The sequence below is a fragment of the Roseovarius aestuarii genome (assembly GCF_019966515.1).
In the GTDB taxonomy this organism is placed as follows: Bacteria; Pseudomonadota; Alphaproteobacteria; order Rhodobacterales; family Rhodobacteraceae; genus Roseovarius; species Roseovarius aestuarii.
On the sequence record NZ_JAIMIB010000003.1, the window covers coordinates 224946 to 247837 of the forward strand.

The window sequence follows — 22892 nt, forward strand, 5'->3', positions numbered from 1 at the left end:
CTACGACGGAACAGGCACCTTAGGCCAGCGCCGCACCCTGCCGGCGCTCAGGCGCTCAGAAATTATAGCTTTTTCAGGTACTTGCCATAATCGTTCTTCATGTATTGCTCGGCCTGTTTCAACAGTGCTTCGTGGCTGATGAAGCCCATGTCATAGGCGATCTCTTCCAGGCAACCGATCTGCTGGCCTTGCCGTTTCTCGATGGTTCGGACGAAGTTGCCGGCGTCGAGCAGGCTGCCATGGGTGCCGGTATCAAGCCAAGCATAGCCTCGGCCCATGCGCTGCACGTCGAGCGAGCCCTCTTTCAGGTAGATTTCCAGCAGGGAGGTGATTTCCAGCTCGCCCCGCGGGGAGGGTTTGACCTGTCTGGCCTTTTCGGGCGCGGTGCCATCGACAAAGTAAAGCCCGGTGACGGCGTGGTTCGAGGGTGGCACTTCGGGTTTTTCCACGATTTCGCGCACGGTGCCGTCGGTGTCGAAATCGACCACGCCGTAGCGTTCGGGATCGGCCACCTGATACCCGAAAACGGTGCCACCGGTTTCCTTCTGGTCCGCCTCCTCCAGAAGTTCGGGCAGGCCGTGGCCAAAGAAGATGTTATCGCCCAGCACCAGGGTCGAGGGTGCACCGGCCAGAAATTCTTCGGCCAGAATGAACGCTTGCGCCAGCCCGTCCGGCGAGGGCTGCGCGATGTAGGTGAATGTGAGGCCCCACTGGCTGCCATCGCCGAGCATGCGCTGGAACTGGTGCTGATCCTGCGGGGTGGTGATGATCGCAATCTCGCGAATGCCCGCCAGCATCAGCACGCTGAGCGGGTAATAGATCATTGGCTTGTCATAGATCGGCAGAAGCTGTTTCGACAGGCCCTTGGTGATCGGATAGAGCCGCGTGCCCGAGCCGCCCGCCAGAATGATGCCTTTGCGGTTTGTCATGAGGGGGTTCCTTTGTCGAGATCGCTCAGGATGTCAGCCAGACCCTTGCGCCAGTCGGGCCGGGCGATGCCGAAACTCGCCTCAAGCGTTGAGCAGTCCATGCGTGAATTCAGCGGTCGTGTCGCGGGGGTTGGATAGTCCGATGTGGGAATATCCGCAACATCGCAGGTGATCCCGGCCTGTGCGAAAATCTCGCGGGCGAAATCGGCCCAGCTGACATCGGGCGCACCCGAGAAATGGTAGGTGCCGGATCTGGACGGATCGGCGATCAGGCTTTGCGCGATCCGGTGGCAGGCTTTGGCGATGTCGCGTGCGGGGGTTGGCCCGCCGATCTGGTCGGCGACCACGGTCAGGCGGTCACGGTCGGCCCCGAGGCGCAGCATGGTCTTGACGAAATTCGCGCCATGGGCCGAGACCACCCAGCTTGTGCGCAGGATGGCATGCGGGCCACCGGCGGCCCTTACGCCGTCTTCACCTTGCAGCTTGGTGCTGCCATAGGCCCCCAGCGGGCCGGTCGCGTCACCAGGGTGCCAGGGCGCGGTGCCGCCGCCTTCGAAAACGTAGTCGGTCGAGATATGTACCAGCGGGATATCCAGATCGGCACAGGCCCGCGCCATCGCGCCGGGAGCGTCACCGTTGATCACGCTGGCTAGATCCTCTTCGGATTCGGCCTTGTCCACGGCGGTGTAGGCGGCGGCGTTGATCACTGCGGCGGGCGTAAGCTCGGTGATCTTCGCCGCGCAGGCGGCGGGGTCGGTCAGGTCGGCCTGATCGCGGCCCAGACAGGTCGCACCCGGCAGGCATGCCAATTCGGTTGCCACCTGCCCATTCTTGCCGAAGACGAGAATTGTCATTCCGATACCTTTCGCACCGCAGGCGTTAACCGGCCTTGCCCAGACGTTGCCCAACGCCGTCACGCGATTGCAGCGCCCGCCACCAGTCTTCGTTGTCCAGATACCACTGCACGGTCTTTTCGAGCCCCTGCTCCAGCGTGACAGAGGGGCGCCAGCCCAGTTCGGTGGCGATGCGTGTGGGGTCAATGGCATAGCGCAGATCGTGGCCGGGGCGGTCGGTGACATAGCTGATCTGATCGGCATAGGGTTTCGCGCCGGGTCGTTTTTGATCAAGGATGGCACAGATCATCCTGACCAGATCTATGTTCTTCGCCTCATTCTCGCCGCCGATATTGTAGCTGCGGCCCAGCTCGCCCTTTTGCAGCACGGTCAGCAGCGCGTCGGCGTGATCCTCGACATAAAGCCAGTCACGGACGTTTTCGCCTTTGCCATAGACCGGGATCGGCTTGCCCTGAAGCGCGTTCAAGATGACCACCGGGATCAGCTTTTCGGGGAAGTGATAGGGCCCGTAATTGTTCGAGCAATTGGTCATCACGATAGGCAGCCCGTAGGTTTCGGCCCAGGCGCGCACCAGATGGTCGCTGGCGGCTTTCGACGCCGAGTAGGGTGAGTTGGGGGCGTAGGGCGTATCCTCGGTGAACTGGCCCTCGTCGCCCAGAGTGCCGAACACCTCATCTGTCGAGATATGGTGGAAGCGGAAACTGTCGGGCTTGCCCTTGCCGGTCCAGTAGGTGCGGGCGGCTTCCAGCATGTTGTAGGTGCCGGTGATATTGGTCTCGATGAAGTCGCCTGGGCCGTCGATCGAGCGATCCACGTGGCTTTCGGCGGCCAGATGCATCACCGCGTCGGGCTGGTGGGTGTCGAACACGCGGTCCAGGTCGGTCCGGTTGCGGATATCGACATGCTCGAAGCTGTAATTCGGGCTGTTCGACACCGGGGCGATATTTTCCAGACAGGCCGCATAGGTCAGCGCGTCAAGATTGACGACCGTGTGCCCGTCGCGCACCGCCTGCCGCACCACTGCCGAGCCGATGAACCCGGCCCCGCCGGTCACGATCAGTTTCATGGGGCGGCTCCTTCATAGGTGAACGGGCTGTCGAAATCGGCAAAGAGCGGTGCGGCGGCATCCTTTTCGCTCAGAAGCGCCTCGGCCCCGTCCAACTGCCAGTCAATGCCCAGATCAGGCGAATCGAAGCGCACCGCGCCGTCGCATTCCGGGGCATAGTAATCCGAGCATTTATAGATGATCTCGGTATCCGGCTCCAAAGTCGAAAACCCGTGCAGGAAGCCCTTGGGCACCAGAAGCTGCTTGCCGTTGGCAAAGCTCAGCACCGTACCGAAACTCTGGCCATAAGTGGGCGAGCCCTTGCGGATATCCACCACCACATCGTAAAGCGCACCCCGGCCGCAGCGCACCAGCTTGTCCTGCGCATGCGGCGGCGCCTGGAAATGCAGGCCACGAACGGTCCCCTTACGGGCCGAAAGCGAATGGTTGTCCTGCACCCAGTCATAATCGAGCTCCTCGGCGGCCATGACGCGCTGGCTCCAGCTTTCCGAGAAGAACCCGCGCTCGTCGCCGAAACGGCGCGGCGTCAGAACTTTGACACCCTCAAGATTTGTGTGCTGAACGTCCAAGGTAAGCTCCGCCAATCGTCAATCATCCGGGGCCATTTAACAAGAGCAGCACCGGGAGTCACGCCCCCTGCGAGACCAGCCCCGGAATTCGACATTTTCTAGGCCAATGTACCGATGGTCAGGACGTTGTGGCCCGTGCGTATCTGAACAAACCGCTAACGGGCGGCGCGACCCTCACAGAGATCGGAAAGCATTGCGCGACAGGGTTCGGGCGAGCCTTCAGCCACAGGGATCCTTTCATGTCGAACAACCTGCCCAATCTCAACCTGCCGATTATTGCGCCGTCGCAGGCCCAGAAACATGTGACCCATAACGAGGCGCTGCGCATTCTGGATACGGTGACACAACTGGCGGTTCTGTCGGATACGTCGGATACGCCGCCCGCCGTCAGCAGCGAGGGCGAGCGGTATCTGGTACCGGTCGGTGGACAGAATGAGTGGGCCGGACAGGACGGCATGATCGCCAGCCACGAGCAAGGCGCATGGTTGTTCTATGCCCCGCGCCCGGGCTGGCGCATCTTCGTGATCGACGCGGGCCTGCTGAAAGCGTTTGACGGCACTGGCTGGCAGGTGGTGGGCGGTAGCCTGCTGGAAAACCTGACCGGGCTTGGCATCGGTGATGACACTGCCAGCGCGCCGTTCACCGCTAAACTGAACAATGCGCTGTGGACGGCCCGGTACGCTACAGACAGCGGTACAGGTAATCTGACCCAAACGCTGAACAAGGAAAGCGCTGCCAATGATGCAGGTTTTATTCTGCAGACGGATTTTGCGACCCGGGCGGTTCTTGGTCTTTTGGGCACGGATAAGCTGCGGATGTCAGTAAGCGCCGATGGCACCAATTTTCTGGATGGTCTGGTGATTGACAATACCACCGGCATAACTGATCAGCCCAACCTGCCACGTTTTTCCGGGACGACCAATTTCGACAATTTCGGTGCAGCGGATTCTTGGGTAAAAATTGGCGTGAACGCGCTCGACTACAATGATCAGGGCAGATTTGATGCGGGCACCAATCTTTTCACCGCGCCGGTTGACGGGCTTTACCAGTTCGGTGGGCATTTGCTGTTCAAGCAGGACGCAAGCAACGGCGCCCGGTTGAATGCGCGGATTGTCAGAAATGGGACGACGGCACTGCCCGGCAGCTTTGGCCGAAATACCGGTGGTCACGAAGACGGCGCCACCTTCATTAATACACTGGCGGTGGCTCGGTTAAACGCTGGCGACACCGTGGAATTGCAGGGCATGTTCAGCGCGTTTTCGGGCTATTTTCAGGCCGACGAGATCAGCTTCTGGGGGTATAAGATTGGCTAGGCGGGTGTTGCACGTGTCGCTTGGTGAGATGCGGCAACGGCCCCTTGCTCAGAAGACGAACAGGCTGTCCGTCAGCACGTCCAGATTCCGCACACCCTGCAGAATGATCATCTGGCTGTCGCCGTTACCATCCAATCCGAAATCAAGCAAAACCTTACGCCCGAGATCCCGACCGTAGGTATCGAGCACTTCGCTGGCGGTCATTGTCGGATCGGCCAGCAAAGCGCCGTCAATATGGAGTGTATCTTTTAGGATGGTAAAATCCTTGATCTTGTCGCGACCTGACGCGAAATGAAACGCATCCACGCCCCTGCCACCGTACAAGACATCATCGCCGGACCCGCCGATCAGCGTATCTCGGCCATCGCCGCCGTTGAGTATGTCATCGCCCGCGCCGCCTTGCAGCTGATCGTGACCTTTTCGCCCAGCTAAAATGTCCCCACCATCGCCGCCATCGAACCAGTTGTCGCGCAGGTTGCCTTTCAGCACGTCCTGGAAATCCGTCCCTTCCACGCCTTCGATTGAATAGAGCTTGTCATCCCTGATCTCGCCGCGGTTCTGTTTTCTGGGGCCCTCGAAGTCGAACTTGATACGGTTGGTCGCGTTTTCAAACGTCACCATATCAAAGTCACCACCACCGACATATATATCTGCGCCCGTGCTTGCATAAAACACATCTTGGTCGGCATTGCCAAAGAGTACGTCATCTCCGGCCGTGCCGTGGTGTGTGTCATTCAGATTTGCACTTGCGGGCGTTTCCGAGATGATCGAATGGCCAGGATTGATGATGATGCGATCAGCAACGTCGTCGGGGTCCAGGTCGCGGCCATTATGGGAAAAAACGGTAATGTTGTATCCCTGAAAGCTGACATCGACCCGGTTCTGATAGCTCGTATAGTTCAGCTGGGACGCATCCTGCAGCAATGACCAGCCTGACAGGTCCAGCATGTCATGGGCGACGTTGAAATCTTCGACCTGGCCGCCGTCAGGACTATTGCCGAACACGAAGACATCCGCGCCCAGTCCGCCAGTCAGGCTGTCGACGCCGTGTCCTGCCACCAGAATGTCGTCTCCGTCATGGCCGAAAAGAACGTCATCGTCGTCTCCGTGACCGCCAAAAAGCACGTCATCTCCCGCCCCGCCGTTGATCGTGTCGGCGCCTGACCCAGCGTCCTGAACCACGCCGGTGGTGCCCAGGTCGAATGTGAGTTCGGTCAGGCCCGCCTCGGTCTCACTGGCGACAAAGACATGCAAGGTGCCGTCATGCGCTTCACCGGTCACCGCCGAGATGTTCTGCAAGGTAGATGCATCGGCAGAGTCTATGGTGGCATGGTGGATCATGCGCCCATCGGGCAGTAACTCCAGCAGGGTCATGCCATCATCGGCGCCAGCGGCCAGAATGAATGTGCGGCCATTTGCCTCGACCACCGCAAGCTCTGAAATCGAGGCAAAGCGGGTACCCTGACCGTCAATCACATGGTCCCGGGCAGTCAATTGACCGTCATCGGCGATCTCAAATACGCTGATCGACGAACTGCTACCAGCGGCGACAACCCCGAAGTTCTTGCCCGCCACGTCAACAATACGCAGGATGTCCGGCTCGATCATGCTCAACCCGTCAGCAACGCCCAGCGTATCCGCCGCCGTCAGCGTACCGTTCCCGGCGACAGTGTAAGAAAGTATCTTGTTGTCGGCCCTATCGATCGCAATCGCAAGACCCGTCGCGCCGAACGAGATCAATTCAACATCGGCGATATCGCCACCTGGCACGGCGACATTCTGGATCAGGAACAGCTCCAGATCAAACGGAGCTCTTTGAATGGTAAATCCCGATTGTCCTGCTTGCGATGTCGCAACCAGGGTTTGGCCTCCCACCGACGCGGTTGAAATCGTTTCCAGTTCGCCCACATGTCCCGATAGCGGCAAAAGCAAATAGCTCGGCCCGATCTGACCGGTGGATGTTATTTCATAGTTTGTGTGGAAGCCGGCACCGTCACCCGTGAATATGGCATATTCGCCTCCATTGGCCGATACAATATCCAGATTCGTTGCTGAAAAATTCGCGGCTGGAACGGTGGTGGCCGCCCCGGATGGCGTGGCACCGTTGGCGTCCAGTATGTTCAGGACGCTGATGCTGTCGTCGGCCTCGTTGGTGGCGAAAAGCTTCCACTCGCCGCCGAACAGTGCCATGTCCAGATCAACGATACCAGTGACCGGACCGCTGAGGCTGCCATCATGAACCGATGAAGATGAATACTGTACCATTGAGATGCTCCCACTTGACCGAGGTCGAAATCATGCGGGCGTATCGCGACAAAACCGCGGCAAAGCCGGTGGTACAATCTGGCGAATTAACGACTCGAATGGCAGATTTTCAGTTATTTTTAGAAGATACTTTTCCGGCTGAAGACATGTGAAATAACCTTTGTTTTTCAGCGTATTAAGGGATTGAAGTATCGGTAAAATTTAACCTAAATCCTGCCTTCCGCTGCGCGGTGCGGTCAGAATCTTAACTTAGTCTGATCTGTGAGTGTTAACTTGCCACAATTGCGGTCCGTTTACCCGCCGGATTGCCCCGCTTTGTGGCGGAAAATTGCCGTGACCGGTTGGGGCTGCCGGCGTCTTCACGCAGTTCAACCAAGCACGTCTTGCCCGCGCAAATCCGGTCCGGTCTTACCAATCTGGGCAAGCGTCAGGCTGGCCTCTTCCATAAGAACATCCCAAAGTGTTCGCAGCCCGGCCTCTCCGCCCGCGGCGATGGCATAAAGCAGGATGCGGCCCAGAAAGGTGAAATCGGCACCGCTAGCCAGCACCTTGATCACATCCTCGCCCGAGCGCAGGCCGCTGTCATAGAACAAGGGAAAGTCGTCACCAACCGCCTGCCGGATCAGTTCGAGTGCCAGAACTGGCGGGATCGCGGCATCCAGTTGCCGCCCGCCGTGGCTGGATACTTGAATCGCATCAACCCCGGCCTGTTTCAGTCGCAGCGCATCCCCGGCATCCAGAACGCCCTTGACCACCAGCTTGCCGTGCCAACGCTCGCGCAGCCGGTCGAGATAGTCCCAGTCCGCCAGCGCGCGGGATTCGGTGCGGTCGAACTCACCACCCGGGAAATTCGCCATCTGCGGCTTGCCTTTGAACAGAGAGGTCAGCGACCAGCGCGGATGCAGGGCGAAATCGACAAACTGGCGCGGGCCGATTTTGAATGGCATCTTGAAGCCGTGGCGCAGCTCGCGCGGGCGGCGGCCGACCTCGGGCACATCGAGCGTCAGCACCAGTGTACGATATCCGGCGGCTTCAGCCCGGTCCACCAGCCCGAGCGCGGTGCTGCCATCACCGCTGAAATAAAGCTGGAACCACGCATGCCCGTCCGCCACCTCGATGATCTTTTCCAGCGCGGTCGAGGCCACCGTTGACACGCCATGCGGCACCTTAAATTCCGCCGCCAGCCGCGCCAGCATCAGGTCGGCCCCGGGGGCGGCCAGATTGCACATGCCCATGGGCGAGATGCCGAAGGGCACGCGCGCGTCGTGCTCGAACACCGGCAGCGACAGGCTGCGCTGGCTGACATTGACCAGCACGCGGGTGCGCAGCCTGATATCCTGCAGCGCCCGCCGGTTCAGCGCCGCGCCATGTTCTTCGCCCGCCGCGCCATCCATATAGTCGAACACCATCCACGGCAGCCGCCTGCGCGCCAGCCGGCGGGCATCTTCGGCGCTGTGGATGGCGCTTGCGCTCATCAGGCGCTGACGGCCTTCATGAACCGGTCGCGGATCACGACCGGGTCCATGGTGATGACCGGTAGCTTGATGTTGCCGCTGTCGCATTTCGAGACGATGATTGTCATCTTCCTGCTGTCGATCGCCTCCTGCAGCACCTTGGGCGTGTCGACATCCTGACATTCAATCACATTCTCACAGCCGCAGGCCTTCGCCACCGCCGTCAGCGAGGTCTTCTTACCCGCATAGGTCGGCTGGTCCCCGGTCGAGCCATAGCTGCCGTTGTCGATGATCAGCAGGATGTAATTGTCCGCCACGTTGTTGGCGATCGTCGGCAATGTGCCGAAATTGGTCAGGACCGAGCCGTCACCGTCGATCGAAATCACGGTTTTGTCCTGGGCGAGCGCCAGACCTAAGCCGATGGACGAGCTGAGCCCCATGGTGCCCAGCATGTAGAAATTACTCGGCTGGTCGTCGATCATATGCAGTTCCTGGCTGGGCAGGCCGATATTGCAGACGACAAGGTGGTCACGGATGATGGGCGCGATCTCGCGCAGGATTTCGGAACGTATCATTGGTCTCCGTAGCCTCCCCAGAAGGATGCGTCGGTCAGGATCGCGACCGGCTTGTTGCACATGAAGGTGTATTTCAGGATCGCGTCGAGCTCGTCAGAGTCCTTTTCGCGGTGGAAATGATAGGTCGGGATGTGAAGCTGCGCTAAAAGCGCCTTGGTATGCACCGCCATCTCGACCTGGCAGGCCACTGGCTCGCGCAGCTCGCCGCGATAGGAAATCAGCATCGGCAGCGGCATGCGGTAGAATTGTGTCAGGGTCGCCAGCGTGTTGATGGTTACACCGATCGCGGTGTTCTGCATGATGATGCAGGGGCGTTTGCCACCCATGAAGGCGCCGGCGCAAAGCCCCATACCTTCATCCTCTTTATTGGCAGGGATGTGGAAAATTTCCTTGCGGGCCTCCACCTCATCAATCACCCCGGCAAGCTGTTTGCAGGGCACGGTGGTGACGAAACTGACGTCATTCGCCACCAGATCGTCAACGATTCTACTGTGTATGGACATGGGCAGCAGTCTCCTTTTGAAGGTCAGCCTTGCGGCGTCAGAATGATTTTCGGGTTGGGAACAGTACCCGAACGAATATCGGCAAACGCCTGCGCGCCATCGGAAAGGCTGCGGGTTTCGAACCAGTCAAGCGGGCCAAGACGGCCGTCAAAGATCGCAGTGGCGGTCTGGCGGAAATCCTCGGCCGTGTAGGTATAGGTGCCGATGAAGGTGATTTCCTGTAAGGTCATGCGCCGTACATCAAGGCCACCGGTGTCTTCGCCCAACCCGATATGCAGAATCACGCCGCCGGGCTGCGCCAGGGCCGAGGCTGCGGCACGGGTGGCGGCATAGCCCACGGCATCTACCACGATGGCAAACTGACCGTCACTTTCCTGCACTGCTTTTTCGTTGCAATGATCGATCAAGAATGCGCGACGCTGTTCATTGGGTTCAATAATGGTGACGTCGGTTACGCCCATCGCCCTGAGCGCCAATGCCGCCGCCAGACCGATCGCCCCGCCGCCGACGACGATGGCGCTGCGGTCAACCACCGGGCGCAGCGCCTCAAGCCCCAGACGTACGGCGTGCCAACTGACCGCCAATGGTTCGGCCAGCGCGGCCTTGGCCAGAGGGACGGTTTCCGGCACGGTGACCAGATTTTCCTCTGGCATCGAAACCCATTGCGCAAAGGCGCCTTCGCGTGGCGGCATCGAGATGATCTGGCGGGTCGGGCACAGGTTTTCACGCCCCGAGATGCAGGCCGGACATTTACCGCAGGTGACCAGCGGATTGACGGTGACACGTTCGCCGTCGCGCAGCCCGCCGGTGATAACCCCCGCAGCCTCGTGACCCAGGATCAGCGGCGCGGGGCGGCGGTTGTCATGACCCAGGTAGGCATGCATGTCCGATCCGCAAATCCCAACGCTATCGACGCGGATCAGATGCTCGCCCTCGCGTGGCGCGGGGTCGGGCATCTCGCGATAGTCAAGCGTTTCCGGACCGGTATAGACAAGCGCTTTCATTTCGCTGTGTACCCTCCGTCAACCATCAGCACCTGCCCGGTGACATAGGCCGAGGCGTCCGAACAGAGAAACAGAAGCGGTCCGTCCAGATCTTCGGGCTCGCCGTTGCGGCCAATACAGGTCTGCGCGGCGTTGCGGGCGGCACGCTCGGGATCGCTGAACACCGCGGCCGTCAGTTCTGTGCGGAAAAAACCCGGCCCGATGGCATTGGCGTTGATGCCGTGGGGTGACCATGCCTCGGCCATTGCACGCGTGAGTTGCCCGATACCCGCCTTGGTGGCGCCGTAGGCGATGCCGGCGGGAAAGGCGCGGGTGGTCTGGAGCGAGGCGAAGTTGACGATCCGTCCCCAGCCTTTCTCTTTCATCGCGGGCACCAGCGCCTGAGAGATGAAGAACGGTGCCGAGAGGTTGAGGCCAAGCGTCTTGTCCCAGCCCTCAGCCGTCACGTCATCCGCCGCCTCTCGCGTGTTGATCCCCGCCGCATGCACCAGAATGTCAGGCGGGCCGAACGGGGCCGAGACCCCGTCCGCCAGCTCCGATACCCGGTCCCTGTCGGCCACGTCGGAGGCGACGCAGGCCGCAGCGTCGCCGACCGACTTGCGCCAGTCTTCGAGCGCCTCGGCGCGCCGGGCGACGCCCACGACCTTCGCCCCGGCGCGTGCCAGAACCGTCGCCGCACGCTGGCCCAGCCCCGAGGAGGCACCGGTGACACAGGCCACACGGCCCGTGAGATCGAAGAGTGTCGCGTTACCCATGTCCGACGAGATCGAAAGTTTCGTCGGGAAAATATTTGTGCAGGCGGATGTCGGCGGTGCGGGCGTGGCCCTCCATGCCTTCCAGCCGGGCGATCCGCGCGGTAGCTTCGGCCACCGGCTTGGCGCCCTCGCGGGTGGCGCGCTGCCAGGTCACGATCTTCATGTATTTATGCACGCTGAGGCCACCGGTATAGCTGGCCGCACCCGAGGTCGGCAGAACGTGGTTGGTGCCTGACGCCTTGTCGCCGAAGGCCACGGTGGTTTCCTCGCCCAGGAACAGCGAGCCGTAGCAGCTGAGGCGATCCAGCCACCAATCCAGGTCCTCGGCCTGCACGGTCAGGTGTTCGGGCGCGTAGTCGTCCGAGGTTGCCGCCATCTCTTCGCGATCGGCACAGAGGATCACCTCGGCATAGTCGCGCCAGGCTCTGGTGGCATTGTCCTTGTTCACTTCCGGCAGGTCGTCGATCAGGCCCGGGACCAGTTCCATCACCTTTTCGGCCAGCGCGCGGTCATCGGTCACAAGCCAGACCGGCGAGTTGTAGCCATGTTCGGCCTGGCCCACCAGATCGGTGGCCACGACCAGCGGGTCGGCGGTCTTGTCGGCCAGCACCAGACTGTCGGTTGGTCCGGCGATCATGTCGATGCCGACACGGCCGAACAGCCGCCGCTTGGCTTCGGCCACGAACTGGTTGCCGGGGCCGACAAGAATATTCGCCTCGGGCAAACCAAAGAGGCCGAAGGTCATCGCCGCCACCCCCTGCACCCCGCCCATCGCGAGGATCGTGTCCGCACCGCAGAGATCGGCGGCATAGATGATCGCGGGGGCAACGCCCACGTCCGGGCGGGGAGGGGAGCAGGCCACGATATGGTTGCACCCCGCCACCTTGGCGGTGGTCACGGTCATGATCGCGCTGGCGATGTGGCTGTAGCGGCCGCCTGGCACATAGCAGCCCGCGCCGTTCACCGGGATGCTTTTCTGCCCTGCGACCAGGCCAGGCACGACTTCGATCTCGATGTTCCGGAGCGTCTCCTTTTGTGCTTCAGCGAAGCGTCGCACATTGTCATGAGCGAACTGGATATCTTTCTTGATCTGATCGGGCACCTGACCGGCGGCGGCGGCAATCTCCTCTTTCGTGAGGATGATATTGCCGTCGTACTTGTCGAACTTGGCTGCATATTCCCGCGCTTTTGCATCGCCCCCCGCCTCGATATCGTTCAGGATGGTGCGCACGGTCTCGCCGACATCCGAGGCGTCCGATTGCGCGTTGAGTGGTGCTTTTTTCAGATATTCTCGTGCCATCGGGACACTCCTATTTATGAACTTCTGGGTTTAGCGTCTTGGACAGAGCCGGAATGCCGGCAATCATAAACGTAACAATCAGAGCGGCATCACTGCCCTTTCTGGTACGAGAGATTACGTACGATTCGGCGTAAATGTAAGCGCTTGCATTGCGTGATGCAAGCGCTTACATTTTGGTGCGACACCAATATGAAGGAAGGCCTATAAGCTCCTCAGAGATAGATGGTTCTTGTTGCAGCGAAATCAGGTTCAGGACATGCACGGAAAAACCAGCCGGACACAGGGGAACATTCCGACACTTGCCGACGTTGCCAAGCACGCAAGAGTGTCAACTGCAACGGTGTCGCGCTGCCTGAATACGCCCGACCGGGTGGTCGAGGAGACACGCAAGCGCGTGATGGCAGCCGTGAACGAGCTGGGATATTCGCCGAATTTCAGCGCCCGCGCACTGGCGGCCAGGCGCACCAATACGATCGGAGCCATTATCCCGACGATGGAAAACGCGATATTTGCCCGCGGTCTTCAGGCGTTTCAGGAGGAATTACGGCAGTCTGGGTTGACGCTTCTGGTGGCCAGCTCGTCTTACCGTCCTGACCTTGAGGAAGAGCAGATCCGCACCCTTGTCGCGCGTGGTGCCGATGCCCTGCTGCTGATCGGGCATCATCGTGATCCGCGCATCTATGACTTTTTGGACAAGCGCGGCGTGCCGGTTCTGATCGCGTGGGCATATGACGAAAAGGCTACAAAACCCTCAATCGGATTCGACAACCGCGCGGCTATGGCAAAGATCGCTCAGGTCGCCATCGCCATGGGGCATAGTGAGATCGGGGCTATCTCTGCGGAGCGAGCCGACAATGATCGCGCCCGCGACAGGGTTGCCGGAATTCGTGATGCCATGGCGGCGAATGGCCTCGTGCCCGATGAACTCGCCTTGATCGAAACGCCATATTCCATCGAAAACGGAAGACGGGTCTTCCGCCAATTGATGGCTTTGTCCCCAAGACCCACAGTCGTGATCTGCGGTAATGACGTGCTTGCCGTGGGTGCTTTGCAGATGGCGGATGAAATAGGGCTGCGCGTGACTCAGGACGTGTCGATAACCGGTTTTGACGATATCGAGCTTGCAAGCGTCGCGCATCCACCGCTGACCACGGTTCATGTCCCGCATCGCGACATGGGACGGGATGCAGCGCGGCTGCTGATCAACATGCTGGGTGGGCAGTCGCAGACCGCAAGCGTCGAGCTTGCAACCGACATCCGGATGCGCGGAACACTCGGTCCGCCGCCCGCATGATAGGGGTTAAGACAGGCGGTGCCTCACACCCCGGCCTTTTCAGCAGACGCAACCAGCATCGGAGCCAGACGCTGTGCCCAAGCCTCTTGCGTCGCGGGCGTGTCGATCAGATCATTGCGCAGTTCCAGCAGGATGTTGGGCCGTTCATGGGCGATCGCGTGCCGGGCGATGGCATCACCTGCCAGATGGCCGCTATAGGGCTCATTGTCGCCCACGCAAAGGTCTTCTTCGTCCTTTAGCTGGGCTAACAGGGGCCGCGCCAGCCGATCATCGACCGCGTATAGCAGGCCCACATGCCAGGGTCGCGGTGGCCGCCCGACGAATTGCCGGGTAAAACTGTGCACAGAGCAGATGATGGTATCGGTTCGTTGCGCCGCGAGTTGCGTGAGCGCCGTGTGATAGGGCCGGTAGAGCCGGTTCAATCGCCGCTCCAGCTCCTCTTGGTCGGCATGTCGATTGCCGGGAATGATCGTGCCATCATAAAGCTTCATCAACAGCGTCGGATCGTCCTCTCCCCGATTGGGATCAATCACCAGCCGTGAGAAATTCGAACGGATAACCGGAGCATTCAGGCAGTGCCCCAATGCCCGTGCAACCCCAGCCGCGCCCACATCATAGGCGATGTGGCGGTTCATATCCTCTGGCGCCAGACCCAGATCGCCGCCGCTGACAAAAGCGGGCACGGTATTGGCCGCGTGATCACATGTGACCAGCCAGCGAGATGGGCGATCGGCCCCCTCGATCATGTAGGGTTGATATGTCATCGAGTTGTTACTTTCCTTCGCCATCCCTCTAGGGCAGTTGCCCCGGAATGTGAATTGGGTAATAAGGATTGCAAGAACTGTTAGCGATAACGTCCAAATGCGATAATCACCACCGCATACCCGACAGAACCGTTGACAGACAGGCAGCACGGCCCGACGCTCGGGCCCATGACAATAGCAGGACCACCCGCATGAGACGCCATCGCAACGTCAAGATCGTGGCCACCCTTGGCCCCGCATCCGAGGATTACGACACCATCCGCGCGCTGCACGAGGCCGGTGCTGACGTGTTCCGCCTGAACATGAGCCATAGCGATGGCGCGCATGAAGGCATCGTCGACAAGCACCGGATCATCCGGCAAGTGGAAAAGGACCTGAACAGTCCGATTGCCATCCTGGCTGATCTGCAGGGGCCAAAGCTGCGGGTTGGTGTCTTTGCTAATGAGGAAGAAGAGCTGCAGAATGGTGCCGCCTTCCGTCTGGATCTGGATGAGGCCGAGGGCGACGTAACCCGTGTCTGCCTGCCGCACCCTGAGATTTTTGCGGCCCTTGAGCCCGGCTCCAGCCTTTTGGTCAATGACGGTAAGATCCGATTGAAAGTGACCGAGTGCGGCAAGGATTTCGCTGATTGCGTGGTGGTGGCGGGCGGCACGATCTCGAACCGTAAGGGTGTGAATGTCCCTGATGTGATGCTGCCGCTGGCGGCGCTGAGCGAGAAAGACCGGGCCGATCTTGAATTTGTCTGCGAGCTTGGTGTGGACTGGCTGGCGCTCAGCTTTGTGCAGCGACCCGAGGATGTGAACGAGGCGCGCGAGCTGTGCAATGGTCGCGCCGCGATTCTGTCCAAGATCGAAAAGCCCTCGGCGGTGGAGCGGTTCAACGGCATTCTGGCGGCGTCCGACGGGATCATGGTTGCGCGCGGCGATCTGGGGGTCGAACTGCCAGTTCAAAACGTGCCACCGATTCAGAAACGCCTGGTGCGCACCTGCCGGGCGGCAGCAAAACCGGTTATTGTAGCGACGCAGATGCTGGAATCGATGATCGACAGCCCGATGCCCACCCGCGCCGAAGTCAGTGATGTGGCGACCGCCATCTACGAGGGCGCAGATGCGATCATGCTCTCGGCGGAATCGGCGGCGGGCAGCTATCCGATCGAGGCGGTGACGACGATGGATAACGTTGCCCGCGAGGTTGAGGACGATCCAACCTATACCCAGATCATCGAAGCCTCGCGCAAGGCCTCGCGGACCTCGGTCGCCGACGGTATCGTCGCGGCGGCCCGCGAAATTGCCGAAACCACAGATATCAAGGCGATCTGTTGTTTCACCCAATCCGGTACGACCGCGCTCCTGACCGCCCGCGAACGGCCCCGCGTTCCAATTCTCGCACTCAGCAGTGAGATGGATACTGCCCGCAGGCTTGGTCTCAGCTGGGGGGTGAACTGCGTCATGACCGAACGGCTGGATCGTTTCAAGATGGCGGTGCTCAACGCCGCACGGGCCGCCCGTACACAAGGCTATGCCAGCGCGCTTGATCAGATCGTGGTTACGGCGGGCGTGCCCTTCAACGTGCCGGGCACAACCAACATCCTTCGTGTCGCCCCCTGTCAGGAAAGTTTGATTTATTCGACAGATCGTGGATAATTCGCGCGCTGGGTAACCAAGTTCGTGTGGAGAGTGCATTATGGATCCGGATCTGGCCCTAATTCTTGGGCTTCTGCTGGGCACTTTTTCAGTGCCTTCAATCCTGTCGGCCTTTGCTGACGGTCGTGCACCGCGGGTGGCCGCCTTCACGATTATCGCCTCGGGGTCGCTGATCGTTTGGGCAATCAGTCAGAAACCGGGAGGATATGCGATCATGGACCTCCCGGATGTACTCGTCCGTGTTCTGGCGCGGTTTATTTCCTGATCAGGGTTTGCAGCGCGCTCGGTGGAGGCGCCACAAACTCAATGTTCTTCACGCCACCGGATCATTTTTTCCGTACATGGCTGGTTAATCATCGTTAGTTCAAACGGTTGTGCAGATAAGAATTGGTCCAGCCCTTTCAGATCGCTGAAATCAAAGGCCAGCGTCGTTCCCTGGTATGATTTTCTGCACTGTCCCGATGAGCGTTTCCAGACCGACGGAGTGATGCTCGATGCCGTCTTCGGTCTTGTATATGTCGGTGCAAAAGGTTTTGCCGATATCGGGGATATTGATGCAATAGCTTGCGCTGTCCGAGACCTCCCATGTTCCAGCAAGAGCATGCGGCACAAGTGCCGCGGCGAAGGTACCGTCCTTACCGTAGAAAAACGGCGTCACACCGCCATCGCCGAATGGCTTGCCCGGAACAACATCGACATAGACGGTATTGCCGGAAAGGTAACCCGTCACATGATCACCTTGCAGTTTTTGGGGTGCGTCGGCGGCCACGACCGGGCTGGACAAAACCATTGCAACGGCGATTATCAACCCGCTTCGCAATTTATTCTTCTGCATTTCGAATACTCCTGAGTTGCAAATCAGTCTGGCAGTATTGCGCCTGACGCCTTTTCATCAGCCAAAATACCCATAATATCAATTTGACAAATATTATGATATGCATAACAGGTTACTTATGTTTGATCGCCGGAACATGGTCGCCTTCACCACCCTGATGCAAGAACTCAGCGTCACCAAGGCAGCCGATAAACTCAACATCTCGCAGCCCGCCATGAGCGCCACGTTGCGTAAGTTGCGCGCAACATTGGGCGACCCCTTGTTTGTCAAAGTCGGGCGATCACTTTGTCCTACGGACAGGGCAATCGAGATTCAGAAGATCGTGAAAGAAATTTCAGGGCTGCTCGACGGCATTGATCGGGACAGGGTCTCGTTTGACCCCAGGGTCGATCCGCTCTCGTTGCGCCTGCAGGCATCGGATCACACGCACTCCCTGATCTTGTCGAATGTCATGGCCGCGTTGTTGGTCGAAGCGCCGCTGGCAGATTTGACGATCCGCCCTTTGGCCTATGAGTATCTGGAGCGCGATCTGGAAGAAGATGTGTTAGATTTTGCAATTCTTCCGGACTTTCTTGCGCCGTCGAACATGCAAATGCGCAAGATATTCGAAGAAAGCTTTGTCTGTATCATGCGTAAAGATCACCCGGCGGCTTCTGCCAACCTGACGGTCGAGGCGCTTTCCAAGTGTCAGCACATACGGGTTGCGCCGGTTCTGGTGCAAGGGCAGAACCGGCTGGATCAATCATTTAAAAAGGCGAATCTGGTTCGTGATGTCAAACTGACGGTTGCGAATTATGCTGCCGTACCCGATGTAGTCGCGTCCACGGACCTGCTCTCTTTTTTTCCCAGCAGTCTGGCGAGGTTCCTGGACGCGCGGTTCACTATAAGATCTTCGCCAGTGCATCTGGCGCCCCATACCATGTCGTTGGTCTGGCATCCGAGGAAACAAACATCGGCTTCGCATAAATGGGCGCGAAATTTCCTGATACGGGCGGCATCCAGGTTCATCGCCAATGAAAAGCAGGGTGTTTAAGGTCGCGTTGATCGAATCCTTCTTGCGTAAATCAGGGATGCGGCGTATACGGCGCCTCTCACGCGCGCGTCCGGCCAAGTGGCATGCCGAGTCGCGCGTTCGACCGACTGACCAAAGAGGAGCCGGAAATGCCCAAGATGAAGACCAAGTCGAGCTGCAAGAAGCGGTTCAAGGTGACGGCCAGTGGTCGCGTTGTGGCCGCCCAAGCCGGTAAGCGCCACGGCATGATCAAACGCACCAACAAGTTTCTCCGCAACGCGCGTGGCACGACCACGCTGTCAAAGGCTGATGAAGGTATCATCAAGCCAATGATGCCCTATAGCCGCTAAGGAGGATCTGACAGATGTCACGCGTTAAAGGTGGGACCGTTACCCACGCCCGTCACAAGAAAGTCGTCAAGGCCGCCAAAGGCTATTACGGACGTCGCAAGAATACCTTCAAGGTGGCCGCACAGGCCGTCGACAAGGCCAACCAATACGCCACCCGCGACCGCAAGAACCGCAAGCGCAACTTCCGTGCCCTGTGGATCCAGCGGATCAACGCCGCTGTGCGCAGCCATGACGAAGCACTGACCTATTCGCGCTTCATCAACGGCCTGACATTGGCGGGCGTGGAAGTGGATCGCAAAGTGCTGGCTGATCTGGCCGTGCACGAACCTGCTGCTTTCGGCGCGATCGTCGATCAAGCCAAGGCTGCGCTGGCAGCATAAGCCAGTCGCCCGAGGGACAGAAAACAGCGCCGCCTGTCAACCGACTGGCGGCGTTTTCTTATTCAGCTAGGTCCAACACGGACAAGCGGGGCAGCACCTTAACTCGCGTTCCCGGCTTCGTGCAGGACCCGCCCAATGATGTTCATGAGCAATTGCGCCGCCAGGGTCGAGGTTGAGCCGGTCTGGTCATAATCCGGCGCCACTTCCACCAGATCAATGCCGACGATCTGACCGCGTTTTGCCAGCCCCGCCAGCAGCTCAAGCACCTCGTAATAGAGGAAGCCACCGTGGCTCGGTGTGCCCGTGCCCGGCGCGATAGATGGGTCGAACGCGTCGATGTCGACGGTCACATAGTAGCGCACGCCTTCTGGAATGCGGTTCAACATCGCCTCGACACCCATCTTGCGCACCTGTCTGACCGACTGGATATCCGAGCCCATAGCGCGGGCGTCGACATAGCCATCCTTTGCGGTGGACGACACGTTGCGGATGCCAATCTGGCTCAGGCCGGTTACACAGGGTTTTTCCGCCGCGCGCCGCATCGGATTGCCGTGACCATAGCGCACGCCGTGACGTTCATCGACGAAATCGAGATGTGCGTCGATCTGGACAACGTGGATGGGTTCCTGATCATCAAAGGCGTTGATGCAGGGGATGTTGATCGAATGATCGCCGCCCAGAACCACCGGTAGCGCCCCTGCGGCCAGTATCTTACGCACGCCGTATTCGATATTTGCGTGGCTCGTCATCGTGTCAGTATGGACGATATCGGCATCGCCAATATCAACGATGGTAACCTTGGCCGGGTCAAGATAAGTGACATCGTCCTCATGATCATAGGCACCGGCATGGCCGAAGGAAAACAGGGTAGAGGCCTCGCGGATTGCCCGTGGCCCCATCCGCGCGCCCGAGCGCCACTGGCAGCCAAAATCGAAAGGTGCGCCCATCACGGCGACATCGGCCTCGATCGTGTCCCAGTTTTCGACATAGGGGTATTTGCCAAAGGTGCAGATACCCACAAAGGGCAGGTTCAGGCGACCCGAGTCGTAACCGTGTTTCGACATGTTCTTTTCCTTACAGTCAGGTTTCCGCAGAGGTGTCATTTTCCGACTTTACTATCCGGTGCGGCATGCAGGCTGCGCGCGATAATAGTGTCGGCATGGTCGGTTATTTTGTCCTTCATGGCAAACCAGATGTTGCCGCGATCCACGGTCGTATCGGGAAACGCGCAAAACACCCGCGCCTTTTCAAACGTCCCTATGCAATTGCCCGTTCGGCGCCTTCGGCGATGGCCTTGCGCAGCTTCTTGTCCAGTGCTTCCTGTTTTGATTTGGAATGAAATTTCAGGCCGAACATATCCTTGACATAGAAGGTATCGACCACCTGTTCGCCATAGGTCGCGATCACGGCCGAGTTTATGTAGACGTTGTTGTCGGCCAGCGTGCGCGTCAGATCGAAAAGCAGGCCGGGGCGGTCGCGGGTATCGACTTCGATGATTGTGTAAATCTCGGAGCCGTCATTGTCGAAGGTGATATGGGTGGGCACGCGGAAGGCGCGCTCGCGTTTCTTGATCTTGTCGCGGTTCTTGATGGCTTCGCGGGCCACGACCTCGCCCTTCAGTGTCTTGCCGATCATCTGACGCAGGCGCGGCAGACGGGCGGCCTCGTACGGGTGCCCTTCGGAATCTTGAATCCAGAAGGCCGGCGTGGCGTGGCCGTCCTTTGAGGTATAGGTGCGCGCATCGACGACATTCGCACCAACCAGTGCCAGTGCACCGGCCAGGCGCGAGAAGATGCCTGGATGATCAGCGAGCGCGAAACAGACGCGGGTGGCATCGCGGTCTTCGTCCGGGTGCAGGTCGATGGCGATCTCGCCGTCTTTGAGGTCGCGCAACAGCCGGGCAAAAACCGTATGTGCGGTGACATGGAGCCCTTGCCAGTAGGGCGGGTAGTGGCGTGCGATCTCGGTCTTGATGTCCTTGGCATCCCAGCCTTTCAGCGCCTCGCGCAGGTTGCGCTTGGCGTCCGAGCCGCGCTGTTCGCGGTTGAGTGCCTCAAGCCCGCCATCCATCGCCCGGCGGGTCTGGCGGTATAGCGCGCGCAAGAGCGAGGCTTTCCAGTTGTTCCATCGGCCCGGCCCCACGCCGCGAATATCGCAGACCGTCAGCATCAGCAGCAGATCAAGCCTTTCACGGGTCTGAACCGCTTTGGCGAAATCGCGCACGGTGCGCGGATCGGCAATGTCGCGTTTCTGCGCCATATCCGACATCAGCAGGTGATAGCGCACAAGCCATTCGGCGGTGTCGACTTCTTTAGATTTCAGCCCCAGGCGCGGGGCCACCTTGCGGGTGATTTTCGCCCCAAGGATCGAGTGATCCTCGTCCCGGCCCTTGCCGATATCGTGCAGCAGCAGCGCCACATACAGAACCTTGCGGTTGATGCCTTCTTTGAAGATGGTCGAGGATACAGGCAGATCGTCAACCAGCTCGCCACGCTCGATCTGGGCCAGCTGGCTGATGCATTGAATGGTGTGTTCGTCGACCGTGTAGAGATGATACATGTTGAACTGCATCATCGCCACGATCGGTTCAAATTCAGGGATGAAGGCCGACAGCATACCCAGTTCGTTCATGCGTCTGAGCGCGCGCTCCGGGTTGCCGTGTTTCAGCAACAGATCGAGAAAGAGTTTCTGCGCTACCGGGTCTTCACGCATTTCGACGTCGATCAGGTGCAGGTTGGCGGTGACCAGCCGCATCGCATCCGGATGGATCAGCATGCCGGTGCGCAGCCCTTCCTCGAAGAGCCGCAAAAGGTTCAGCGGATCTCTGAGGAACTTTCTCTCGCTGGCGATGGCGATGCGGCCATGTACTTCGGTGTAGCCGTCCTTGAGCTTGCGTTTGCGGTGGAAGATGCGCTCAAGCAGTGGTGCGGATTTGACATGTGCCGCTTCGAGCTTGGTGACGAAAATCCGCGTCAGATCACCCACCACGGTGGCGTGGCGAAAGTAATCCTGCATGAAATGCTCGACCGCGCGGCGCCCGGCGATGTCGACATATCCCATGCGGTCGGCCACTTCGACCTGCAGGTCGAATGTCAGTTGGTCGTTGGGCCGTCTGGTAATCAGATGCAGGTGGCAACGCACTGCCCAAAGGAAATTCTGCGCGCTGGCGAATTTGTCGAATTCTTCTTCGGTAAAGACCTTTAACCGAACAAGCTCTGATATGTCTTGCACCCGGTGCAGATATTTCGCGATCCAGAAAAGCGAATGGAGATCGCGCAGCCCGCCTTTACCTTCCTTGACATTGGGCTCGACCACGTAGCGTTGCCCGCCCTGTTTTTCGTGGCGAATGTCGCGCTCGGTCAGTTTGGCTTCGATGAATTCCTGCGCGGTGCCTTTGAAGAGGTCTTTCCATAGTCGCCGGTTCAGTTCGTCCGAGAGCGCGGCGTCGCCCGCAAGGTACCGGTTTTCCAGAAGCGCGGTACGAATGGTGAAATCTTCTTGTCCCAGCCGCAGGCAATCGCGAACGGTACGGGCAGCATGGCCGACTTTCAGCCGCATATCCCAGAGAATATAGAGCATCGATTCAATCACGCTCTCGGCCCAGGGCGTAATCTTGTAGGGCGTCAGGAACAGCAGATCGACATCCGATTGCGGTGCCATCTCGCCGCGCCCGTAACCGCCGACAGCCAGCACAGCGATACGTTCCGATCTTGTGGGAGTGGGCAACGGGTGCAAATGCCGTGTCGACAAATCCAGCGCTGCCAGGATGATGCAATCGGTCAGCCAACTGTAGGAACGTGTTGCTGCGGTGGCCCCAAATGGATGAGCGGTCAGCGCGGCCGCGATAGCGCTGCGGCCTTTGTCCTGGACCTCGTTCAGTATAGCAATCGCAGTTTTTCGCAGTGAGGCAGGGTTGCCACGGCTTTCCCGGGCCGCTGCGTCAAGTTGTGCCCGGATAACAGCGGATGCAAAGATATCCTCCGCCGGGCAGATCAGATCATCCGGAAGGGGTGAGGGTGTTTCCATC

General features: G+C 59.5%; 23 protein-coding genes. 8 read left to right on the top strand and 15 right to left on the bottom strand.

Translation table 11 applies throughout. The features are described from left to right. Positions 1 to 62: 62 nt before the first annotated feature. Genes rfbA through rfbC form a run of 4 tightly spaced genes read right to left on the bottom strand, consistent with a single transcriptional unit; the run spans position 63 to position 3418 of the window. The gene (gene rfbA / locus LC334_RS06155) at positions 63 to 929 is read right to left on the bottom strand and encodes a glucose-1-phosphate thymidylyltransferase RfbA (protein WP_085799371.1); all 867 of its coding nucleotides are present in this window, start codon (positions 927 to 929) and stop codon (positions 63 to 65) included. After that, positions 926 to 1783, bottom strand: coding sequence for a dTDP-4-dehydrorhamnose reductase (rfbD, locus tag LC334_RS06160; protein ID WP_085799372.1), 858 nt, complete (start codon positions 1781 to 1783; stop codon positions 926 to 928). The genes rfbA and rfbD overlap by 4 nt, the downstream gene beginning before the upstream one ends. A 25-nt stretch (positions 1784 to 1808) precedes the next feature. Then, on the bottom strand, positions 1809 to 2849 hold the full coding sequence (gene rfbB, locus LC334_RS06165) for a dTDP-glucose 4,6-dehydratase (RefSeq protein WP_085799373.1): 1041 nt from the start codon (positions 2847 to 2849) through the stop codon (positions 1809 to 1811). After that, complete coding sequence (rfbC, locus tag LC334_RS06170) at positions 2846 to 3418, bottom strand: dTDP-4-dehydrorhamnose 3,5-epimerase (RefSeq protein WP_085799542.1); 573 nt, start codon at positions 3416 to 3418, stop codon at positions 2846 to 2848. Before rfbC ends, rfbB begins: the two co-directional genes overlap by 4 nt. A 239-nt stretch (positions 3419 to 3657) precedes the next feature. Here rfbC and LC334_RS06175 point away from each other — a divergent pair, with 239 nt between their 5' ends. Next, positions 3658 to 4731, top strand: coding sequence for a DUF2793 domain-containing protein (locus LC334_RS06175; RefSeq protein ID WP_085799543.1), 1074 nt, complete (start codon positions 3658 to 3660; stop codon positions 4729 to 4731). A 48-nt stretch (positions 4732 to 4779) separates the two neighbouring features. Here the strand turns inward: LC334_RS06175 and LC334_RS06180 are convergent, their stop codons facing one another. Next, positions 4780 to 6996 (bottom strand): calcium-binding protein, encoded by a 2217-nt coding sequence (locus LC334_RS06180; protein ID WP_085799374.1) that lies wholly within the window; start codon positions 6994 to 6996, stop codon positions 4780 to 4782. A 14-nt stretch (positions 6997 to 7010) separates the two neighbouring features. On the opposite strand from LC334_RS06180, the gene LC334_RS06185 reads away from it, so the two are divergent. Beyond that, positions 7011 to 7148 carry a hypothetical protein gene (locus LC334_RS06185; RefSeq protein ID WP_176237639.1) on the top strand — a complete coding sequence of 46 codons (138 nt, stop codon included), beginning with the start codon at positions 7011 to 7013 and terminating at the stop codon, positions 7146 to 7148. A gap of 216 nt (positions 7149 to 7364) precedes the next feature. On the opposite strand, the gene LC334_RS06190 is transcribed toward LC334_RS06185, so the two are convergent. The 6 genes from LC334_RS06190 to hisD are packed head-to-tail and all read right to left on the bottom strand — an operon-like array spanning position 7365 to position 12587. Beyond that, on the bottom strand, positions 7365 to 8471 hold the full coding sequence (locus tag LC334_RS06190; RefSeq protein ID WP_085799375.1) for an alpha-hydroxy acid oxidase: 1107 nt from the start codon (positions 8469 to 8471) through the stop codon (positions 7365 to 7367). Next, positions 8471 to 9025 carry a sulfopyruvate decarboxylase subunit beta gene (comE, locus tag LC334_RS06195; RefSeq protein ID WP_085799376.1) on the bottom strand — a complete coding sequence of 185 codons (555 nt, stop codon included), beginning with the start codon at positions 9023 to 9025 and terminating at the stop codon, positions 8471 to 8473. The genes LC334_RS06190 and comE overlap by 1 nt, the downstream gene beginning before the upstream one ends. Beyond that, positions 9022 to 9528, bottom strand: coding sequence for a decarboxylase (locus LC334_RS06200; RefSeq protein ID WP_085799377.1), 507 nt, complete (start codon positions 9526 to 9528; stop codon positions 9022 to 9024). The genes comE and LC334_RS06200 overlap by 4 nt, the downstream gene beginning before the upstream one ends. Positions 9529 to 9551: 23 nt before the next feature. Then, complete coding sequence (locus LC334_RS06205; RefSeq protein ID WP_085799378.1) at positions 9552 to 10532, bottom strand: alcohol dehydrogenase catalytic domain-containing protein; 981 nt, start codon at positions 10530 to 10532, stop codon at positions 9552 to 9554. After that, entirely contained in the window at positions 10529 to 11287 is a 759-nt protein-coding gene (locus tag LC334_RS06210) for an SDR family NAD(P)-dependent oxidoreductase (protein ID WP_085799379.1), read from the bottom strand. Before LC334_RS06210 ends, LC334_RS06205 begins: the two co-directional genes overlap by 4 nt. Beyond that, entirely contained in the window at positions 11280 to 12587 is a 1308-nt protein-coding gene (gene hisD / locus LC334_RS06215; RefSeq protein WP_085799380.1) for a histidinol dehydrogenase, read from the bottom strand. The genes LC334_RS06210 and hisD overlap by 8 nt, the downstream gene beginning before the upstream one ends. 256 nt (positions 12588 to 12843) lie before the next feature. On the opposite strand from hisD, the gene LC334_RS06220 reads away from it, so the two are divergent. After that, the gene (locus tag LC334_RS06220; RefSeq protein ID WP_085799381.1) at positions 12844 to 13881 is read left to right on the top strand and encodes a LacI family DNA-binding transcriptional regulator; all 1038 of its coding nucleotides are present in this window, start codon (positions 12844 to 12846) and stop codon (positions 13879 to 13881) included. 23 nt (positions 13882 to 13904) lie between these two features. On the opposite strand, the gene LC334_RS06225 is transcribed toward LC334_RS06220, so the two are convergent. Further along, the gene (locus LC334_RS06225) at positions 13905 to 14645 is read right to left on the bottom strand and encodes an N-formylglutamate amidohydrolase (RefSeq protein WP_085799544.1); all 741 of its coding nucleotides are present in this window, start codon (positions 14643 to 14645) and stop codon (positions 13905 to 13907) included. Between the two features lie 191 nt (positions 14646 to 14836). Between LC334_RS06225 and pyk the strand changes: the two genes are divergently transcribed. Together pyk and LC334_RS06235 are read left to right on the top strand one after the other, a co-directional pair. After that, positions 14837 to 16288, top strand: a complete 1452-nt coding sequence (gene pyk / locus LC334_RS06230; protein ID WP_085799382.1) for a pyruvate kinase — start codon at positions 14837 to 14839, stop codon at positions 16286 to 16288. A gap of 40 nt (positions 16289 to 16328) precedes the next feature. Next, positions 16329 to 16553, top strand: a complete 225-nt coding sequence (locus tag LC334_RS06235; RefSeq protein ID WP_085799383.1) for a hypothetical protein — start codon at positions 16329 to 16331, stop codon at positions 16551 to 16553. Between the two features lie 150 nt (positions 16554 to 16703). Here LC334_RS06235 and LC334_RS06240 read toward each other — a convergent pair whose 3' ends face one another. Then, entirely contained in the window at positions 16704 to 17123 is a 420-nt protein-coding gene (locus tag LC334_RS06240) for a hypothetical protein (protein ID WP_085799384.1), read from the bottom strand. Positions 17124 to 17223: 100 nt separating this feature from the next. On the opposite strand from LC334_RS06240, the gene LC334_RS06245 reads away from it, so the two are divergent. The 3 genes from LC334_RS06245 (at position 17224) to rplT (ending at position 18865) form a co-directional block, all read left to right on the top strand. After that, the gene (locus LC334_RS06245) at positions 17224 to 18156 is read left to right on the top strand and encodes a LysR family transcriptional regulator (RefSeq protein ID WP_085799385.1); all 933 of its coding nucleotides are present in this window, start codon (positions 17224 to 17226) and stop codon (positions 18154 to 18156) included. A gap of 128 nt (positions 18157 to 18284) precedes the next feature. Next, on the top strand, positions 18285 to 18485 hold the full coding sequence (gene rpmI, locus LC334_RS06250) for a 50S ribosomal protein L35 (protein WP_085799545.1): 201 nt from the start codon (positions 18285 to 18287) through the stop codon (positions 18483 to 18485). A 14-nt stretch (positions 18486 to 18499) separates the two neighbouring features. Further along, a complete protein-coding gene (gene rplT, locus LC334_RS06255) occupies positions 18500 to 18865 on the top strand; it encodes a 50S ribosomal protein L20 (protein WP_085799386.1) in 366 nt (121 codons plus the stop codon). 98 nt (positions 18866 to 18963) lie between these two features. On the opposite strand, the gene speB is transcribed toward rplT, so the two are convergent. Then, positions 18964 to 19929 carry an agmatinase gene (gene speB, locus LC334_RS06260; protein ID WP_085799387.1) on the bottom strand — a complete coding sequence of 322 codons (966 nt, stop codon included), beginning with the start codon at positions 19927 to 19929 and terminating at the stop codon, positions 18964 to 18966. 193 nt (positions 19930 to 20122) lie between these two features. Then, the gene (locus LC334_RS06265) at positions 20123 to 22891 is read right to left on the bottom strand and encodes a [protein-PII] uridylyltransferase (protein ID WP_085799388.1); all 2769 of its coding nucleotides are present in this window, start codon (positions 22889 to 22891) and stop codon (positions 20123 to 20125) included. Between the last annotated feature and the right edge of the window lies 1 nt (position 22892).